Source organism: Enterobacter cloacae complex sp. IR5441 (assembly GCF_049238215.1).
Classification (GTDB): Bacteria; Pseudomonadota; Gammaproteobacteria; order Enterobacterales; family Enterobacteriaceae; genus Enterobacter; species Enterobacter hormaechei_C.
Genome location: NZ_JBMKIA010000002.1, coordinates 1 through 17,376 on the forward strand (window position 1 = coordinate 1; position 17,376 = coordinate 17,376).

The window sequence follows — 17,376 nt, forward strand, 5'->3', positions numbered from 1 at the left end:
TTCGCACATCTTGTTGTCTGATTATTGATTTTTCGCGAAACCATTTGATCATATGACAAGATGTGTATCCACCTTAACTTAATGATTTTTACCAAAATCATTAGGGGATTCATCAGTGCGCAGCGTCAAAACCCCAACGCACATGCATAATCTCTCCACCCGGGAAAAATTCGCCGAGCTGGGCCGTGCGGCGACGCTGCTCTACACCAACCGCAGTATTCTGCTCTCCAGCATGGTGCGTATCATCAACACCCTCTCCCTGTTCGGGTTTGCCGTCATCATGCCGATGATGTTTGTTGACGAACTGGGCTTCACCACCTCCGAGTGGCTTCAGGTCTGGGCGGTATTCTTCTTCACCACCATCTTCTCGAACGTCTTCTGGGGCGTGGTGGCGGAAAAAATGGGCTGGATGCGGGTGGTGCGCTGGTTTGGCTGCATCGGGATGGCGCTCTCGAGCCTGGCGTTTTACTACATTCCGCAGCACTTCGGGCATAACTTTGCCATGGCGCTGGTCCCGGCCATCGCGCTGGGGATTTTTGTGGCGGCCTTCGTACCGATGGCGGCGGTGTTCCCGGCGCTGGAGCCGCGGCACAAGGGGGCGGCGATTTCGGTGTATAACCTGTCAGCCGGTCTGTCTAACTTCCTTGCGCCGGCGATTGCCGTGGTGCTGCTGCCCTGGTTCAGCACGCTCGGCGTGGTCATCGCCTATACGGTGCTTTATCTGCTGGCTTTTGTTCTGTGTGCCTTTATCCGCGTCACGCAGCCGGGCTTAGAAAAAGCAAATAGCAGCAAGAGAGGGATGGCGGGTCTGCTGAATACTCCTCATCCTGAAACGCTGAAGGAGTAAGCGAGAGAACTTTCCTGCCGGGTCACGCTTATCCCGGCAGGAAGATGCGTGCGATTAGGCAATCGTCACTTTATTGTCCAGATAGACATCCTGAACCGCATTAATCAGCTTCACGCCGTCGGCCATGGATTTTTTAAACGCTTTGCGGCCCAGGATCAGCCCCATTCCGCCGGCGCGTTTGTTAATCACCGCCGTGCGCACCGCGTCGGTCAGATCGGTTTCACCGCCTGCTGCACCGCCGGAGTTAATCAGCCCGGCGCGGCCCATGTAGCAGTTAGCCAGCTGGTAGCGCACCAGATCGATAGGGTTGTCGCTGGTCAGCTTGCTGTAGACGCGGTCGTCGGTATAGCCAAAGTTCACCGCTTTATACCCGCCGTTATTCTCGGCCATTTTCTGTTTCACGATGTCCGCGCCGATGGTTGCCGCCAGGTGATTTGCCTGACCGGTCAGATCCGCAGATACGTGGTAATCCACGCCGTCTTTCTTAAACGCGTTGTTACGCAGATAGGCCCACAATACGGTCACCATCCCCAGCTCGTGCGCGCGCTCAAACGCGGCAGAGATCTCTTCTATCTGCCGACGCGACTGCTCAGAGCCAAAATAGATAGTCGCCCCGACCGCTACCGCACCCATGTTGAACGCCTGTTCGACGCTGGCGTACAGTGTCTGGTCGTATTCGGTTGGGTAGCTCAGGGTTTCGTTGTGATTCAGCTTGACGAGGAACGGAATGCGGTGAGCATAGCGGCGGGAAACGGAGGCCAGCACGCCATACGTCGATGCCACACAGTTACAGCCCGCTTCAATCGCCAGCTCGACAATGTTTTTCGGGTCAAAGTAGAGCGGGTTAGCAGCAAACGACGCTCCCGCCGAGTGCTCTACGCCCTGGTCAACGGGCAGAATGGAGAGATACCCGGTCCCGCCCAGACGACCGGTATTGTAAAGCGTCTGCATATTTCGCAGTACGGCAGGCGGACGGTTGTTGTCGACCATGACGCGGTCTACGTAATCATGGCCTGGCAGATAAAGCTGATCGGCTGGAATGGTCATACAACGATGCTGTAAAAGGCTGTCGGCGTCTTTGCCAAGCAGTTGCGCAATATCAGTCATAGTGATGCTCCCGTAAGTCCGACATGATGTCGGAGCGTGTGATCCAAGCCCACGTTTTTGCAGGCAGACTAAGCCTGGTACCGACTTAACCTATTTTCCACCATTTGCAACTTTTTTAAGCACAATCTGCTGGCTCGTTTCGTGTACAACATTTTTGTTACACTGATCAAACAATCGCCTTAAAGGTATTTAAAAGGTATTATCACATGGTATGTTACATGCGTACCTCTGACATGCAGGATTAAAAAATGAAAACGAAAGTCCAACTGTCATTCATGATGTTCGTTGAATGGTTTATCTGGGGCGCATGGTTTGTGCCGCTGTGGCTGTGGCTGAGTAAGAGCGGGTTTACCGCCGGGGAAATTGGCTGGTCGTACGCCTGTACCGCGATTGCCGCGATCCTCTCTCCCATCCTTGTCGGCTCGCTGACTGACCGTTTCTTCGCCGCCCAGAAAGTGCTGGCCGTGCTGATGTTCGCTGGCGCGATTCTGATGTATTTCGCAGCACAGCAAACCCAGTTCAGCACCTTCTTGCCGCTGCTGCTGGCCTACTCCCTGACCTATATGCCGACCATCGCGCTGACCAACAGCATCGCCTTTGCGAACGTCGATGACGTGGAGGCTGATTTCCCGCGCATCCGCGTGATGGGCACCATCGGCTGGATTGCCTCCGGCCTGGCGTGCGGCTTCCTGCCGCAGATGATGGGCTATAGCGACATCTCTGACACCAATATCCCGCTGCTGATGACCGCTGCCAGCTCCCTTCTGCTTGGCGTCTTCGCGTTGTTCCTGCCGAATACCCCGCCGAAGAGTACCGGCAAGCTGGATTTCAAAGTGATGCTGGGGCTGGATGCGCTGATCCTGCTGCGCGATAAAAACTTCCTGGTGTTCTTCTTCTGCTCGTTCCTGTTCGCCATGCCGCTGGCCTTCTACTATATCTTTGCCAACGGCTATCTCACCGAAGTGGGGATGAAAAACGCCACCGGCTGGATGACCCTCGGCCAGTTCTCTGAAATCTTCTTCATGCTCGCTCTGCCATTCTTTACCAAACGCTTTGGTATTAAGAAGGTCTTGCTGCTGGGCCTGATCACCGCCGCCATTCGCTACGGTTTCTTTGTTTACGGCGGCGCCGAGCAATACTTCACCTACGCCCTGCTGTTCCTCGGCATTCTGCTGCACGGCGTAAGCTATGACTTCTATTACGTCACCGCGTACATCTACGTGGATAAAAAAGCGCCCGTGCACATGCGCAACGCGGCGCAGGGCTTGATCACGCTGTGCTGTCAGGGCTTTGGTAGCCTGCTGGGTTACCGTCTCGGCGGCGTGATGATGGAAAAAATGTTCGCATATAAAGAGCCGGTGAATGGGCTGACCTTCAACTGGGCCGGAATGTGGACGTTTGGTGCAATCATGATTGTGGTGATTGCCGTGCTGTTTATGCTGTTTTTCCGCGAATCGGATAAAGAGATCACCGCAATTGAGGTGGTTGATGGCGATACCGCGCTGACACGAGGGGAAGTTAAATGAAACAAGACCGTATTCTCGGTGCTCTTTACGGGCAGGCGTTAGGGGATGCGATGGGGATGCCGTCGGAGCTGTGGCCGCGCAAGCGGGTGAAAGCGCACTTCGGCTGGATCGACCGTTTCTTACCCGGCCCGGCTGAGAATAATGCCGCCTGTTACTTTAAGCAGGCCGAATTTACGGATGATACGTCGATGGCGCTGTGCCTGGCCGACGCGATTATCGAATGCGACGGGGAAATTAACCCTGAGGTTATCGGTAAGCATATTCTGGACTGGGCGCTGGATTTTGACGCGTTCAATAAGAATGTGCTCGGCCCGACCTCCAAAATTGCCCTGAACGCCATCCGTGACGGCAAGCCGGTGAGCCAGCTGGAAAACAACGGCGTCACCAACGGGGCGGCGATGCGCGCCTCCCCGCTGGGATGCCTCCTGCCAGCCACGCGTCTGGCGCACTTTGTGGAACAGGTTGCGTTAGCCTCCAGCCCGACCCATAAATCGGATCTCGCCATCGCCGGTGCGGTGGTGATCGCCTGGGCGGTTTCACGCGCTATCGACGGCGAGCGCTGGCATCACATCGCCGATGCCCTGCCGGGTATTGCCCGTGCGGCGCAGGAGGCGAACACGACCACCTTCAGCGCATCGCTTTCCGCTCGTATTGAGCTGGCCCTGAAAACCGTGCGCGAAGCCAACGGTACCGAGTCCGCCAGCGAGCAGATCTATCAGCTTATTGGCGCGGGCACGAGCACCCTTGAGTCCGTTCCGGCGGCGATTGCGATGGTCGAACTCGCGGGTACCGATCCGAACCGCTGCGCGGTGTTATGCGCCAACCTGGGCGGTGATACTGACACTATCGGCGCGATGGCGACGGCCATCTGCGGCGCGCTACACGGTGTACAGGCCATTGATCCGGCGCTCAAAAACGAACTTGATGCCGTAAACCGGCTCGATTTCGGCCACTACTGCGAAAAACTGCTGCACTTCCGGGAGCACAGGGAGGGCGTATGAGTGCTTTTGCCCGCCGTCTCGAAACCCTTCACGCCACGCGCCCCGTAACGGTGCTCGGCGCGGCGGTCATCGACGTGATTGCCGACGCCTACGCCCTGCCCTGGCGCGGGTGTGATATCGAGCTGAAGCAACAGGGAGTGAATATTGGCGGCTGCGCGCTGAATATCGCCATCGCCCTGAAGCGGCTCGGCATTGCTGCGCAAAATGCCCTTCCCGTCGGCCACGGCGTGTGGGCCGATATTATCCGTAACGCCATGGCAAAGCAGGATCTGCACAGCGCCGTGGAAGCGGAAACGGGCGATAACGGCTGGTGCCTGGCGCTGGTGGAGCCTGACGGTGAACGGACCTTTATGTCGTTTAGCGGCGTGGAGAACCAGTGGCAGCCGCGCTGGCTGGACGGATTAAGCGTACCGGCAGGGAGCCTGATCTCTTTGTCCGGCTACCAGCTGGCGTCCCCCAGCGGTGAGCTGCTGACGGCCTGGCTGGAAAGTCTTCAGGATGTGACGCTCTTTATCGATTTCGGTCCGCGCATTGCGGATATTCCCGACCCGCTAATGGCACGCATCATGGCCTGCAAACCAATCGTCTCGCTCAATCGTCAGGAGGCGGAACTTGCCGCCGAATGGCTTGGCGTGAACGTGGAAGAGCTCGGCCCACGGTGGCAGCAGAGGTTTGGCGCTGCGCTGATCGTACGCCATGATAAAGACGGGGCGGTGTGGTATGACGGTGACGCTTCCGGACACGTTCCGGCGTTTCCTGCTACCGTAGTCGATACCATCGGCGCGGGTGACAGCCATGCGGGAGGTACTCTTGCCGGGCTGGCCGCGGGATGGTCACTGCCAGAGGCGGTGCAGCTTGGCAATGCCGTAGCCGCCTGGGTAGTCAGCCATCGCGGTGGCGACTGCGCCCCCACGCGCGAGGCCCTACTCCTCGCACACAAAGACGTATAGGTCGCTGCGGCAGTAGCTGATGCTGTACTCAATTGGCCGGTGCTGTTGATCGAGCGCGACTTGCTTGATCACCAGCACCGGTATCTTATCGTCCATCTTGATATGCGCCTGAAACTCGCTGTCCGGCATCCGGGCGCTGACGCGCGAACGGGTGCGTTGCGGAAAGATATTCTGGCTGCGGAAGTAATCATAAAGCGAGACGCCGATGTCGTCCGGGTTGGGGATTAACCCTACCGGTACCCAGGACTCCTCTATTGATACCGCATCGTCATCCACGTAGCGGATGCGCTTAAGCAGAAAGACATCGCTGTCTGGCGCAAGGGAGAGGTGGCGGGCGATCTCCTCCGGACATTTCACGACGCGTTTATTAACCCACAGCGTGTTGGGCGTTTTGCCCCGTAGCACCACCTGCTGAGAAAACCCGCGCGCCTCTTTTAGCGAATATTCAAAGATATTGTTAATTTGCGTACCGTATCCACGCGCGCGGGTGACGACGCCAGCCTCTTCAAGCGCCTGCATCGCTTTACGCACCGTAATGCGCGACACACCGGCCAGCTGGCTCAGATCGCGCTCGCCAGGCAAAATATTACCGTGCGCGAGCACGCCGCTGCGTACCGCGTTTTTAACCGTTTCGGCAAATTTCAGGTACAACGGCGTGTTGTCCGGTGCGGCAATTCGTTCCTTGAGTTGAGCAATTAACCGGGTATGCGCTTGTTCCATCTCTGTTTTTCTCTGGCATAAGGTTTTATGCCAGTATACGGCTTACCACCATGCATGAAAATGGTGAACCGGCCCAATACCGTGACCCACTTCCAGAGAATCGGCTTTTGCCAGCGCGCCCGAGAGCCAGATCTTCGCCTCCTGCACCGTATCCGCCCAGTTCGCGTTTCGGGGACGCAGCGCCGCCAGCGCCGCCGAGAGCGTACAGCCCGTGCCGTGGGTGTTTTTGGTCTGTACGCGCGGGGCGGTGAAACGTTGCGCGCCATCGCGGGTGAAGAGCCAGTCCGGGCTTTCTGCATCATCAAGATGACCGCCTTTCATCAGCACCGCGCGACACCCCATCGCCAGCAGCGCATTGCCCTGCTCTTTCATCTCACGTTCGTTTTGCGCGTGTGGCGCGTCCAGCAGCGCGGCGGCCTCAGGGAGATTTGGCGTGATCAGCGCCACCTGCGGCAGCAGCTTTTTACGCAGGGTGTCGACGGCCGAGGCGGAGAGCAGCGGATCGCCGCTTTTGGCCAGCATCACGGTATCGAGCACCACGTTTTTTATCTGATAACGTCTGAGACGTTCAGCAACCGCGTCAACAATGTCCGCCTCTGCGAGCATGCCGATTTTGGTGGTGTCGATACGTACATCGCTGAATACCGAATCCAGCTGTGCGGCGACAAAATCCGGCTCAATACGATATACCGACTGTACACCGCGCGTGTTTTGCGCCACCAGCGCGGTGATAACCGAGCATCCGTAAGCGCCGAGCGCAGAGAAGGTTTTCAGGTCTGCCTGGATCCCCGCTCCGCCGCTGGGATCGGTTCCCGCAATAGTCAAGGCATTAATGCGTGTCATACCAGCTCCTCCAGCGCGTAAAGCGCATCCAGAAACGCCGGGGCAAAGCTGCCGGGGCCCCGGCTGTGAGTCAGTGCAGCTGACCCTGCGCGCTTCATAAAGCCGCAGGCTGCCGTCGCATTATCAAGCCTGTCGCCAGGCAGCGAACAGCAGGCGGCGACGACCGCCGAGAGCGCACAGCCTGTTCCCACCACGCGGGTCATCAGCGGGTCGCCGCCCGCGACCGTACGGGTTCGCTGACCATCAGTGATGTGATCCACTTCTCCTGTGACGACCACAACGGCATGGGTCTGACGGGCGAGCGTCTGCGCAGCGGTCAACGCGCTCGCCGCCGTATCGGTGGAATCAACCCCGCGCCCGCCCGCACTCATTCCGGCAAGGGCGAGGATTTCGGAGGCGTTTCCACGAATGGCCGCAGGTTTAAGGGACAATATTTGCTGGCAAAATCGGGTGCGGTACGCCAGCGCGCCAACCGCAACCGGATCCAGAACCCAGGGCGTACCCGCGGCTACCGCGCTCTCAATGGCCCGACGCATCGACTGGGCGCGCGGCGCGGTGAGTGTACCCACGTTGATGAGCAGAGCATCGGCAAGCGCGGCAAACTGTTCCGCTTCCTCGGCTTCGATCACCATTGCCGGGGAAGCACCCAGCGCGAGCAAAACGTTGGCGGTGAAGGTCTGCACGACATCGTTGGTCATACAGTGCGTGAGCGGGGAACGGGTTCGGAATTGATGTAAAACGTGTGAATCGAGCAGGTCAGGCTGCATGGTTTCGCTCCTGCCGTGCGTGAAGAAGCGATGACCGGGTAGGCATCTGACTTCCCTACGCTGGCATTATCCAGATCAGGTAATACGGGTATTTCTCAGCCTTCACAAAGAAGGGCACCCCGAGTCAAATTACTTATAAAACAGTTGCTTACGAAATGGCAATTCGTAGTCATGTAGTGTAACCGGGGGGTAACCCGGGTGCAAGGAGTTTCGGGCTGTCCGTTAACCCCCTGTAACGCACAATAAACGACAAGATATTAACTACCCTCAATATGTATACATTATTATTCAGTTAATTATACCGCCATATTTGTTAAGAACTCATGAAAAATATTATTCACTCTCTGTGCTGAGAAATTTTATTTGTATCCATAATGACGCACCGGGAGTGCTTTTATAAGACAGTCCACTTTCTTTCGTATGAAATAAATCAACACATTAATGTAAACATTTATTTTTCAGAATTTTATCTCTGTCAAACACTTAATTTAACCCTTTCATTTACCACTTCATTTTCACCTTAATGTTTACATTAATAACAACCGCAAAATGACTTTTACGCCGTCGGAACTATTCATAATATTTATGACTTAGATCAACATCATTGGTTTGCGTTTAATTGATAGTTTACTCGCGTTACTAAATAAGATTTAAACAACGTTCACCGTTTTTTAAATCCAGAAAATAAAGCTGTTCAGCTTCAGTATTTTTCAACAGTTAATGATGTGAGCTTTTCAAATGAAATCTATGAATAAAACCTTTATTGCTATTTTTGTAATGGGCGTTGTCTTAGCGGGTACAACGAACCTGGCTGAAGCCGCGAATACGGTTTGGGACGATCAGCAAATCACTAATATTGTCAATGACCATCAGGATCAGATTGCACAAAACAACGCTGATAGCATTAACCGTGATATCGCAACGGATAACCGCTTAACGCAGGTTAATGACGACCTTCAGTCCACAAAATTAGGCGTGTTAGTCGTGGATAAAATGGCTAATGACGCACATCAGAAAGCATTACTTGCAGGTGCGCTTGCCGATACCGCTAGTCTGAAAAGTGAGACGGCCCTACAAGGTGTGGCGACTAACGGCGCAGCCATAATCAACCTTCAACACATCGATAATGTTCAGGATAGCCGCCTTACTGCTCTCGAAAATGCACCTAAACCCATCAACGGTACAGATGGAGCGAAAGGTGAAAAAGGGGATATCGGTGCAACCGGCGCGAAGGGTGAAAAAGGCGATGCTGGCGCGACAGGCATGAAAGGTGATAAGGGTGATAAGGGTGATACTGGCGCACAAGGCATTGCGGGAAGAAACGGTCGCGACGGTGTAGACGGTCATAACGGTAAAGATGGTGTGACAACCACCGTGACACAACGACAGCTGGATACGGCTATCCAGGCGAAGGTCGCTAAAAATAGCCTGGCTGTTACTGCCGCCACGCAGGATCTGCAAGCCACCAGGCAGACATTACAGGCAATGAATACTACCACCAGCCAGCAATTTAAATCTCTGCGTGATGAAGTGGACAATAATAATAAGCAGGCCAATGCCGGTATTTCAGGGGCGATGGCGATGGCGGGTTTGCCACAAGTGCAAACCAATCAGCGCGTCATGTTCTCTGCTGGCGGCGCGACTTACAACGGCGAGAGCGCGCTTGCTGTCGGTGCGTCCGTTAACTTTAATTCCCATGTCATCGCGAAAGTGAGCTTCTCAGATGATACCGCGAATAATATGGGCGCTTCGGTTGGGATTGGAATGGGCTTTTAACGCGTAAAATAATCATCGGGAAAAATAGAATGCCTCATTTTAGCGGATGGGCATTTTGTTAATACAAAAAGATGTCTAAATATATTTTTATTTCGGTAGCCCTGTATCTGATGCTGATTTCGGTCGGGATCTGGATCGGCGTGATGTATGTCTCATGGTATTTGTGTCGTTTTTAAGGCGATAAAATGAAAAAAGTAATGATGTTCGTTATAAGTACCACCGTGCTTGCAGGTTGTGTCTCGCCGGCGCACGCCATAAACGCCCATTATCGCGCTCAATTAGAGCGTTCGGGATGCACGCAAATGAGCGCTGGCGATGGCTCTTGTGATATCAGCAAAACCAAAGCGGAAAACGCGGCACAACACGAACCAGCGACATCCATTCACGATCCCCTGCGTGAAGCCTCGTTCTCGTCGGACACGGTTAACGCCACGCTTTCTAACGGCTTCTTTAGCGCCACCGTAAACGGCAAGAAAGCCAGCGTTAAACGCCTGAATGCGAATTTCTATGAGATCCGTGGTAATGGTTTTGTGATATCGCTAAGCCTGGATGAAAACGGTATTACGGACGCGTCGTGGAATAAAACGAAGGGACGCGAACACGGTATTTTACGCGTTAGCCAGAAATAAACAGCGTAAGGAGGCTCACTGCCTCCTTTTCACCTGACAATCGCACGATTTGTCACACTCTTTTGTCTGATTTTACAATGCGGATAAATCATACGTAAGCTGCTGTTTTTATTTAGCATAAAGTGCAATCTCTCCCATACAAACGGCGATCTTCCCTGCCCTGTGCCCTGTGTCACAAAACAGTAAGCAAATTAACCATTGAGCCCGGTGACAAAAGGCTCTATATTGGCGGCGTTTTTTTCAGGCCCCATCTGTTTTTTAACTTTTTATTCAATCGTTGCTCATAACGAAGCGGCGGTTGTAGGAGTGATATGATGACGGATAAAGTCCGTATTGACACCGTAGATGCCCACAAAAGCAACGAAACCTATCTGGCCCGTCAGGCCGAATTTGAATCTAACGTCAGGAGTTATCCGCGCAAATTGCCTTTAGCGATTACGAAAGCAGAAGGCGTGTGGATCACCGATGCAGATAATAAAGAATACCTTGACTGTTTAGCAGGCGCAGGCACCCTCGCGCTTGGACACAATCATCCTGATGTGCTGAAAAGCATCCAAAATGTCATTACCAGCGGCTTGCCGTTACATACCCTGGATCTGACCACGCCGTTGAAAGACGCGTTTTCAGAATACCTGCTCTCTCTGTTGCCTGGTCAGGGCAAAGAGTACTGCCTGCAATTCACTGGCCCGTCCGGGGCTGATGCCGTTGAAGCGGCGCTGAAGCTGGCGAAAAAAGTGACCGGTCGTAGCGGTATCATCAGTTTCTCTGGTGGTTACCACGGTATGACCCACGGCGCACTGTCCGTCACCGGCAACCTGTCTCCGAAAGAAGCGGTTGACGGTATGATGCCAGAAGTCCAGTTCATGCCTTACCCACACGAGTACCGTTGCCCACTGGGTATCGGTGGTGAAGCGGGCGTGAAGGCGCTGACCTACTACTTCGAAAATCTGATTAACGACGTCGAAAGCGGCGTGCGTAAACCTGCCGCGGTGATCCTCGAAGCCGTTCAGGGTGAAGGTGGCGTGAACCCGGCGCCTGTTGAGTGGTTGCAGCGCATCCGTAAAGTCACTCAGGAACACGGTATCCTGCTGATCCTCGACGAAGTCCAGGCTGGCTTTGCCCGTACCGGTAAATTCTTTGCCTTCGAACACGCTGGCATTGAGCCAGACATCATCGTGATGTCTAAAGCAGTCGGTGGCGGTCTGCCGCTGGCCGTGCTCGGTATCAAAAAGCAGTTCGATGCATGGGCGCCAGGTCACCATACCGGTACTTTCCGCGGCAACCAGCTGGCGATGGCTACCGGTCTGACCACGCTGAAGATCCTGAAAGACCAGAACATCGCGGGCAAAGTAGCTGCACAGGGCGAATGGCTGAAAGGCCAGCTGAAAGAGATGGCGAAACGCTATCCGGTGATCGGCCACGTTCGCGGTCTGGGCATGATGATCGGTATTGAAATCGTTAAGCCACATGAAGCCGCCGATCACATGGGTTGCTTCCCGGGCGATGGCGAGCTGTCTGCACTGATCCAGAAGAAATGCTTCGAAGCCGGCCTGATTCTGGAGCGTGGCGGCCGTAACGGTATCGTTCTGCGTCTGCTGCCTTCTCTGCTTATCAGCGATGACGAGCTGAAAGTCTTCCTGGATAAATTCGAGCAGGCACTGCTTGCTGCGGGCGTTAGCCCGGCGTAACCGGAGTTGTTGAATACGATGTCTGATTCAAACCCAATTTTGTTCTCCTCTGCGCAGAGCATTGAAGCTTACCAGCAGGCGATTGAACAAAGCACTCAGGCTGTGATGCAGTGGCTGAAACAGTCTGAGATGTACCAGGGCAAAACGGTCGCGGAGCTGCGCGACCGTATTAAGCTGGATTTCAACCCGAAAGGGCTGGGCAACGAAGCGGCGATCGAACGCGCCGTGGAGTTCTTCCTGAAAGACAGTTTGTCCGTTCATCACCCGCAGTGTGTGGCGCACCTGCACTGCCCAAGCCTGGTGGTTAGCCAGGCGGCGGAAGTGCTGATCAACGCCACTAACCAGAGTATGGACTCCTGGGATCAAAGCCCGTCCGCAACCATCATTGAGATCAAACTGATCGAATGGCTGCGTACCCGCGTGGGTTATCAGGCTGGCGACGCAGGCGTCTTCACCAGCGGCGGCACCCAGAGTAACCTGATGGGGCTGATGCTGGCGCGTGACGCGTTCTTTGCGCGTCAGGGCCACTCGGTTCAGCAGGACGGTCTGACAGGCGATCTGCGTAAGATCCGCGTGCTGTGTTCGGAAAATGCCCACTTCTCCGTGCAGAAAAACATGGCGCTGATGGGTCTGGGCTACCAGTCCGTGGTGCAGGTGAAAACTGACGAATTCTCCCGCATGGATCTCACCGATCTGGCGGCGAAAATCGAACAGTGCAACGCGAACGGCGAGCAGATCCTGGCGATTGTGGCCACGGCCGGTACGACCGATGCGGGTGCTATCGATCCGCTGCGTGCTATTGCTGAGCTGGCTGCGAAACAGAATATCTGGGTGCACGTTGATGCGGCCTGGGGCGGCGCGCTGCTGATGTCTGAGCAGTATCGTCACTACCTGGACGGTATCGAGCTGGTGGATTCAGTCACCCTGGATTTCCACAAGCAGTTCTTCCAGACCATCAGCTGCGGTGCGTTCCTGCTGAAAGAAGCGCGTCACTATGAACTGATGCGCTATCAGGCGGCCTATCTGAACTCTGAGTTCGATGAAGAAGCGGGTGTACCTAACCTGGTCTCCAAATCTCTGCAAACCACGCGCCGTTTCGACGCGCTGAAACTGTGGATGAGCCTGGAAGCGCTGGGTCAGGAGCAATACGCGGCAATCATCGATCACGGCGTGACGCTGGCACAGCAGGTTGCGGCTTACGTGAAAGAGCAGTCTGCTCTGGAACTGGTGATGCAACCCCAGCTGGCAAGCGTGCTGTTCCGATTCCGTCCGCAGGCGCAGATGGATGACGCCGGTATTGCCCTGCTGAACCAGAAAATTGGCGATGCGCTGCTGGAGTCTGGCCGTGCAAACGTCGGTGTGACCGAGCATAACGGTATCACCTGCCTGAAGCTGACCCTGCTGAACCCAACCGTGACGCTGGAGGACGTAAAAATCCTGCTGTCTCTGGTTGAGCGTACCGCGCAGGAAGTGATGGCGAAGTAATGCTTATCCCTCTCCCACCCGGGAGAGGGATTGTTTTTCCCGCGCTAACGCCTTTCCCCTTTTTTCCTCGAAGCATAGCCGTATTCATACTGGCTGTACCCCGAGCTGTAATACAGCGCTGCGGATTTAACAATATCGTTGAGGATTGTGCCGCTGACCTTCACGCCAACGTGCTGTAACCGTTTAACGGTATTCTCCATCTCTTTCACGCTGGTTTTATCGAAACGGGCAACCATTAGCGTTGTTCCGGCTGCTCTGGCGACCAGCGCGGCATCGGTGACGGCCAGGACCGGCGGAGTATCAATGATGACAATGTCATATTGCTCGTTAACCCAGGACATGACGGAAAGGAATCGTTCGCTTAACAGCAATTCTAACGGGCGCAGGGGTTCCGGGCCGCAGGTGATGACGTCAATTCCCCCTTTTTCAGCATGCTGAATGACCTCCGCTAAGTCGCGTTTCCCTTCGAGCAGGCAGGACAATCCGTGGCGGTTCTCCAGACCAAAAATATTATGAACATAGCCCTGGCGCATATCCGCATCAATAAACAGCACCCGCTGACCGCTCTGCCCGGCGATGGCCGCCAGATTCGTCGCCACCAGCGTTTTTCCGCAGTCCTGCGTGGGGCCAGAAATCATCACAATGCGGTTCTCAGCCTCCATCATGGTGAAATGCAGACTGGTCCGCAGCCCGCGCACCGCTTCAACAAACATATCAGCAGGGCGATCGACGGGCAGGAAAGGCACATCCGAGGTTTTGTGTTTCCAGCGACGAGAAAACGGATTTTTTCTGCGCAACTGCGTTTTACTCCACAGCCACTGTGAACGTGGCAACGTAGCCAGAACCGGCATCCCCTGCGCTTCCAGCTGTTCGGAAAGCGTGATCCCACGTTTGAACGCCTGACGTACCAGCACGGTCCCCATTGAGAGCATTAGCCCGAACAGCGCGCCAAGAACGATGATTAACGCTTTACGCGGCTTTATCGGGTCCGGCAGCGTAACAGCCTCATCAATGATCCTCACGTTCCCGACAGCGCTGGAGCGGGAAATATTCAGCTCCTGCTGGCGCGTCAATAGCTGTAAATAAATCGTGCGACCCGACTCAACATCACGGCTCAGGCGTAAAATCTCCTGCTGCGTGGAGGGCATAGCTGACACTCGGTTATTGAGACGCTCCCGTTCCCGCTCAAGGGTCTGTCTCTTTTCATGCAATGCACGATAGGTAGGGTGACTTTTTTTAAAGAGCTGGGAGATCTCTGCCTCCCGGAACGTCAGCTCATTTAGCTGATTCTCAACGTTAACAACCTGATCCAGGACAGATTTTGCCTCCAGAGACAGGTCCACCGAGTCGCGCTGCGCCCGGTAGGCATTCAGCCGCGCTTCTGCCTGATCAAGGTCCGCGCTGATTTTCGGCAACTGCGCCTGTAAAAAATCCAGACTACGAGAATCCTGAGCCTCCTGGCGCGCGATATTTTGCTGGAGATAATTTTCAGCAATTGCATTCAGCACCCGGGCGATGCTGTCAGGATCTTCGCCCGTCAGGGTTAAGGTCACGATACCGCTCTGTTTCTCCGATTCCGCAACCGTGAGACGCTTCTTCAGCGCGTTGATCGTCTCAAGCCGCGTCAACGACTTAAGCGAAAATTGCGTGCCTGGCTCAGCCTCAATCGACGTCACCAGCAGAACGATCCCTTGCGTAACCAGCGTTTTCCCAACCTGGCCGTCGGCCTCAATGTTTTCGCCCGTCAGGTGATATTTTCCCGCTTCCTGTACGGTCAGCGTGAGCTCTTGCGCTTTGCCTTCCACCTGCGGGATCTGGAGTTCGCCTAACGTGATTTTGCCCTGCTCACGCCCTTGCAGACGCTGCCAGAGACGCCCCACCACAGGCAAAACGCGCTGCTTTGCCTGCTGTGTCAGAGCTAATTTGTCAACGGTCTCGCCGAGGATCATGCGGGATTTCAGCAGTAAAATTTCAGGGGCAACATCCGGCGACACATCGGTGCCCAGCTGGCTCAAACCTTTGAGCAGGTTGTTATCGTGTTTGTTTTCAATTTGCACCATGGCATCCGCCTGATAAACAGGTGGCGCAATCCAGGCATAGAGACCGGCGCACAGGATGAACAGGAACGTCACGCACAGAATCATCGTGCGGTGGTCGATCATCTCGACGAGCAAACGAACGAGATCGACTTCATGTTGTTGGGGTGCCGCTGCACCATAATTGTCTGTTGTGTAAGACGACATTAATGCTTCATTCCTTTCTGACCTAAACGACGTGCCCATTCCTGACTGGCTTTACCCAATAGCCCAAACACATATTCAAACGCTTCCCGGCTTTGACGGTAGGGATCGGGGATCTCCTGCGGCTCCAGCCATTGCCCAAAAAGCAGCGACTTTCCTCGAATCTCCGGCGCCATGGCCGCAATGAAGCGAAGATGTTCCGGCTCCATAACCAGGATAAGATCGGATCCCTGCATCAAATTGCGTGTCAGCCTGCGCGCCACATGACCGTCGAGGGAAATCCCATGCCGCCAGGCTACGTCCTGGGCGCTGTCATCCGCCGGGCACCCTTCAAGCCCGAATATGCCCGCCGAGGCGATATATCTGTCGGGCAGGTGCTGGCGTAAAAGCCGCTCCCCAATCGGAGAACGGCAGACATTTCCGGTGCAAACCACGAGTATTGATTTGAACATTATTGCGGCCACGATCTGATGTAACGAACCGTTTCGGTAAGGTCATGCACCCCGCTGATGGTCGGAACAAGCTGTGATATCACGCGATTCCAGCGGGACAGTGGTGCAGTGGTGACATAGACAATGTCATAGGGCTCAAGCTGAAACTCGGTGCCTAACACCATGGCTGATGCGTCCTGAGCATTGAGCTGGTAGAGGTTGGCAATTTTTTCTGAACGCTCGCTTTTCGGCAGCGAACGAATGACAAAAATTCCGGTGGCATCGGCCATATTCTGGTTCAGCCCACCGGCATTGCCCAGCGCTTCGGCCAGGGTCATGCCGCTGCGATCCATTTTCAGCGTGCTCTGTTTAACGACCTCGCCCATGACGAACACTTTCAGCGCATCGTTACGGGGGACAAACAGAATATCGCCGGGATAGAGCAGCTTATTTTGCGTGAGATCGCCATGCTGCATCAGCGCATATAGCGAGAGGCGCGTGTCCTTCCCATTATGCGTCAGCACGACATTGCGCCAGTCCGCGTCGGCAGAGAGCCCCCCAGCGGCGTTCACGGCATCCATGACCGTTAACGGGATATTGGTAATAGCCTGCTGCCCTGACTTCACCACCTCGCCCGTCACATAGGCTTTTTGTGAGCGAAAAGAGGCGACGCTGACATCCACCTGCGGGCTTTCAATAACATTGTTCAGCCGGGCCGTGATCTCCTCGCGTACCCGTGCGACCGTTTTGCCAGCCACCGGCAATTTACCGACATAGGGATAGAAAAGCGTGCCGTCGGCATTGACCCAGTTACCGGTGTCACTGGCGCTACGATACTGCCCTGCCGGGGTTGTCAGTTCAGGGTGATCCCAGACGGTGACGGTTAGAATATCCCCAACGCCGATACGGTATTCCCAGTTTTTGACCTGTTCATCCAGATTAGGATTTGCCTGAGATTTCAAAACCGATGGTCGCAATTTTTCAATTAACGAAGGCGTAAGAGGATAAACATCAATCCGTTTCTCAAGACGATCATTTGCATCTTCTGCGGCAATTATCTTTTTCCCAGCGAGATCGAGATGCTGGCCAGGGTAAAATACGCAGCCAGATAAGGGGGTAATAATTAAAAATAATATCGATACAACTGTTGTGTTTTTCATTTATTACATAATATCTTTTATAGTAGTGATTATCGTATACAGGATAAAACAGTAACATTTCACTCAAGCACAAGTTGCTGTTATTCAATGAATTAATAGAAACACAAAGAGTATTTATAAAACCACACGACATTCCTTTGGGCAGACTTTACAGCCCTGCATTGTCTTAATCAGGCATTCGGAAAGAGGGTTTCAGGCAATCTTAA

14 protein-coding genes, 1 pseudogene and 1 riboswitch are annotated in these 17,376 nt (G+C 54.5%); of the genes and pseudogenes, 8 read left to right on the forward strand and 7 right to left on the reverse strand.

Annotated features, from left to right (window positions below):
• Positions 1 to 112: 112 nt before the first annotated feature.
• Positions 113 to 847: pseudogene (locus tag ACOTX5_RS02775) on the forward strand (MFS transporter); the annotation flags it as partial.
• Between the two features lie 54 nt (positions 848 to 901).
• Here the strand turns inward: ACOTX5_RS02775 and fbaB are convergent.
• Positions 902 to 1,954 (reverse strand): class I fructose-bisphosphate aldolase, encoded by a 1,053-nt coding sequence (fbaB, locus tag ACOTX5_RS02780; RefSeq protein WP_015572352.1) that lies wholly within the window; start codon positions 1,952 to 1,954, stop codon positions 902 to 904.
• A gap of 248 nt (positions 1,955 to 2,202) precedes the next feature.
• Here fbaB and ACOTX5_RS02785 point away from each other — a divergent pair, with 248 nt between their 5' ends.
• The 3 genes from ACOTX5_RS02785 to ACOTX5_RS02795 are packed head-to-tail and all read left to right on the forward strand — an operon-like array spanning position 2,203 to position 5,431.
• Positions 2,203 to 3,480, forward strand: a complete 1,278-nt coding sequence (locus tag ACOTX5_RS02785) for a nucleoside permease (RefSeq protein ID WP_045910737.1) — start codon at positions 2,203 to 2,205, stop codon at positions 3,478 to 3,480.
• Positions 3,477 to 4,481, forward strand: a complete 1,005-nt coding sequence (locus tag ACOTX5_RS02790) for an ADP-ribosylglycohydrolase family protein (protein ID WP_045910736.1) — start codon at positions 3,477 to 3,479, stop codon at positions 4,479 to 4,481. The genes ACOTX5_RS02785 and ACOTX5_RS02790 overlap by 4 nt, the downstream gene beginning before the upstream one ends.
• A complete protein-coding gene (locus tag ACOTX5_RS02795) occupies positions 4,478 to 5,431 on the forward strand; it encodes a PfkB family carbohydrate kinase (RefSeq protein WP_045910735.1) in 954 nt (317 codons plus the stop codon). The genes ACOTX5_RS02790 and ACOTX5_RS02795 overlap by 4 nt, the downstream gene beginning before the upstream one ends.
• On the opposite strand, the gene ACOTX5_RS02800 is transcribed toward ACOTX5_RS02795, so the two are convergent.
• The 3 genes from ACOTX5_RS02800 to thiM are packed head-to-tail and all read right to left on the reverse strand — an operon-like array spanning position 5,405 to position 7,761.
• Positions 5,405 to 6,151 (reverse strand): GntR family transcriptional regulator, encoded by a 747-nt coding sequence (locus ACOTX5_RS02800; RefSeq protein ID WP_003859242.1) that lies wholly within the window; start codon positions 6,149 to 6,151, stop codon positions 5,405 to 5,407. The two genes, ACOTX5_RS02795 and ACOTX5_RS02800, sit on opposite strands and share 27 nt — an antisense overlap.
• Before the next feature lie 42 nt (positions 6,152 to 6,193).
• Positions 6,194 to 6,994: a bifunctional hydroxymethylpyrimidine kinase/phosphomethylpyrimidine kinase gene (thiD, locus tag ACOTX5_RS02805; RefSeq protein ID WP_045910734.1), complete on the reverse strand. Its 801-nt coding sequence runs from the start codon at positions 6,992 to 6,994 to the stop codon at positions 6,194 to 6,196.
• Complete coding sequence (gene thiM, locus ACOTX5_RS02810) at positions 6,991 to 7,761, reverse strand: hydroxyethylthiazole kinase (protein ID WP_017693063.1); 771 nt, start codon at positions 7,759 to 7,761, stop codon at positions 6,991 to 6,993. The genes thiD and thiM overlap by 4 nt, the downstream gene beginning before the upstream one ends.
• Positions 7,762 to 7,796: 35 nt before the next feature.
• Positions 7,797 to 7,893, reverse strand: a riboswitch (TPP riboswitch).
• 615 nt (positions 7,894 to 8,508) lie between these two features.
• Here thiM and ACOTX5_RS02815 point away from each other — a divergent pair.
• The 4 genes from ACOTX5_RS02815 to ACOTX5_RS02830 all read left to right on the forward strand — a co-directional run bounded on the left by ACOTX5_RS02815 (position 8,509) and on the right by ACOTX5_RS02830 (position 13,339).
• The gene (locus ACOTX5_RS02815; protein WP_072052490.1) at positions 8,509 to 9,537 is read left to right on the forward strand and encodes a YadA C-terminal domain-containing protein; all 1,029 of its coding nucleotides are present in this window, start codon (positions 8,509 to 8,511) and stop codon (positions 9,535 to 9,537) included.
• Positions 9,538 to 9,722: 185 nt separating this feature from the next.
• Complete coding sequence (locus tag ACOTX5_RS02820) at positions 9,723 to 10,166, forward strand: hypothetical protein (protein WP_032103270.1); 444 nt, start codon at positions 9,723 to 9,725, stop codon at positions 10,164 to 10,166.
• A 311-nt stretch (positions 10,167 to 10,477) separates the two neighbouring features.
• The gene (locus tag ACOTX5_RS02825; protein ID WP_015572345.1) at positions 10,478 to 11,854 is read left to right on the forward strand and encodes a diaminobutyrate--2-oxoglutarate transaminase; all 1,377 of its coding nucleotides are present in this window, start codon (positions 10,478 to 10,480) and stop codon (positions 11,852 to 11,854) included.
• Positions 11,855 to 11,872: 18 nt separating this feature from the next.
• Complete coding sequence (locus ACOTX5_RS02830) at positions 11,873 to 13,339, forward strand: pyridoxal phosphate-dependent decarboxylase family protein (protein WP_045910733.1); 1,467 nt, start codon at positions 11,873 to 11,875, stop codon at positions 13,337 to 13,339.
• Between the two features lie 44 nt (positions 13,340 to 13,383).
• Here the strand turns inward: ACOTX5_RS02830 and ACOTX5_RS02835 are convergent, their stop codons facing one another.
• Genes ACOTX5_RS02835 through ACOTX5_RS02845 form a run of 3 tightly spaced genes read right to left on the reverse strand, consistent with a single transcriptional unit; the run spans position 13,384 to position 17,170 of the window.
• The gene (locus ACOTX5_RS02835) at positions 13,384 to 15,582 is read right to left on the reverse strand and encodes a polysaccharide biosynthesis tyrosine autokinase (RefSeq protein WP_045910732.1); all 2,199 of its coding nucleotides are present in this window, start codon (positions 15,580 to 15,582) and stop codon (positions 13,384 to 13,386) included.
• Positions 15,582 to 16,031, reverse strand: coding sequence for a protein-tyrosine-phosphatase (locus ACOTX5_RS02840; protein WP_017383364.1), 450 nt, complete (start codon positions 16,029 to 16,031; stop codon positions 15,582 to 15,584). The genes ACOTX5_RS02835 and ACOTX5_RS02840 overlap by 1 nt, the downstream gene beginning before the upstream one ends.
• The gene (locus tag ACOTX5_RS02845) at positions 16,031 to 17,170 is read right to left on the reverse strand and encodes a polysaccharide export protein (protein ID WP_017383365.1); all 1,140 of its coding nucleotides are present in this window, start codon (positions 17,168 to 17,170) and stop codon (positions 16,031 to 16,033) included. Before ACOTX5_RS02845 ends, ACOTX5_RS02840 begins: the two co-directional genes overlap by 1 nt.
• Positions 17,171 to 17,376 lie beyond the last annotated feature (206 nt).

Bases quoted from the DNA above. Each gene is read 5' to 3' on its own strand.
- thiD (WP_045910734.1), bottom strand. From the start codon at position 6,994: ATGACACGCATTAATGCCTTGACTATTGCGGGAACCGATCCCAGCGGC.
- ACOTX5_RS02825 (WP_015572345.1), top strand. From the start codon at position 10,478: ATGATGACGGATAAAGTCCGTATTGACACCGTAGATGCCCACAAAAGC.
- ACOTX5_RS02795 (WP_045910735.1), top strand. From the start codon at position 4,478: ATGAGTGCTTTTGCCCGCCGTCTCGAAACCCTTCACGCCACGCGCCCC.
- ACOTX5_RS02845 (WP_017383365.1), bottom strand. From the start codon at position 17,170: ATGAAAAACACAACAGTTGTATCGATATTATTTTTAATTATTACCCCC.
- fbaB (WP_015572352.1), bottom strand. From the start codon at position 1,954: ATGACTGATATTGCGCAACTGCTTGGCAAAGACGCCGACAGCCTTTTA.
- ACOTX5_RS02840 (WP_017383364.1), bottom strand. From the start codon at position 16,031: ATGTTCAAATCAATACTCGTGGTTTGCACCGGAAATGTCTGCCGTTCT.
- ACOTX5_RS02820 (WP_032103270.1), top strand. From the start codon at position 9,723: ATGAAAAAAGTAATGATGTTCGTTATAAGTACCACCGTGCTTGCAGGT.
- thiM (WP_017693063.1), bottom strand. From the start codon at position 7,761: ATGCAGCCTGACCTGCTCGATTCACACGTTTTACATCAATTCCGAACC.
- ACOTX5_RS02800 (WP_003859242.1), bottom strand. From the start codon at position 6,151: ATGGAACAAGCGCATACCCGGTTAATTGCTCAACTCAAGGAACGAATT.
- ACOTX5_RS02790 (WP_045910736.1), top strand. From the start codon at position 3,477: ATGAAACAAGACCGTATTCTCGGTGCTCTTTACGGGCAGGCGTTAGGG.
- ACOTX5_RS02830 (WP_045910733.1), top strand. From the start codon at position 11,873: ATGTCTGATTCAAACCCAATTTTGTTCTCCTCTGCGCAGAGCATTGAA.
- ACOTX5_RS02785 (WP_045910737.1), top strand. From the start codon at position 2,203: ATGAAAACGAAAGTCCAACTGTCATTCATGATGTTCGTTGAATGGTTT.
- ACOTX5_RS02815 (WP_072052490.1), top strand. From the start codon at position 8,509: ATGAATAAAACCTTTATTGCTATTTTTGTAATGGGCGTTGTCTTAGCG.
- ACOTX5_RS02835 (WP_045910732.1), bottom strand. From the start codon at position 15,582: ATGTCGTCTTACACAACAGACAATTATGGTGCAGCGGCACCCCAACAA.